The sequence below is a fragment of the Bacillus cereus group sp. N21 genome (assembly GCF_016483395.1).
Taxonomy (GTDB): domain Bacteria; phylum Bacillota; class Bacilli; order Bacillales; family Bacillaceae_G; genus Bacillus_A; species Bacillus_A pseudomycoides.
Window position 1 is genome coordinate 1 of record NZ_JAEHBX010000301.1, and the last position, 323, is coordinate 323.

Here is a 323-nt window from a genome sequence, read left to right on the forward strand (position 1 = left end):
CCCTTGCATTCCACTAGTCATTCCATTACAACAATGTAATGCTATTGTCATCTCGTTCGATAGTTCGTCCACACACTTCCATATACAATTAAGACAAGAAATGAAACAAAGGAGCGAATACATGATGAAAAAAATTTTAGAGGTTATAGGCGCAGTATTTTTAGCTTGTGTAGATGGGAAAAAAGTTGCAATGGATTTGAATGAAACTCCTGAACAGCCGCGTTCAAAAAGAGAAGAGTCAACTAAACAAATACAGACTTTAAAAGCTGTACTACACGCATAAAAAGCCCTTCACTTGTCTTTTCAAATGAAGGGTATCTGTT

1 protein-coding gene is annotated in these 323 nt (G+C 36.2%); it reads left to right on the plus strand.

Annotation, left to right across the window (positions count from 1 at the left end):
- Positions 1-283 (plus strand): hypothetical protein (locus JDS96_RS31790; protein WP_206777260.1); only part of this gene is annotated, 283 nt, incomplete at its 5' end.
- Positions 284-323: the final 40 nt, after the last annotated feature.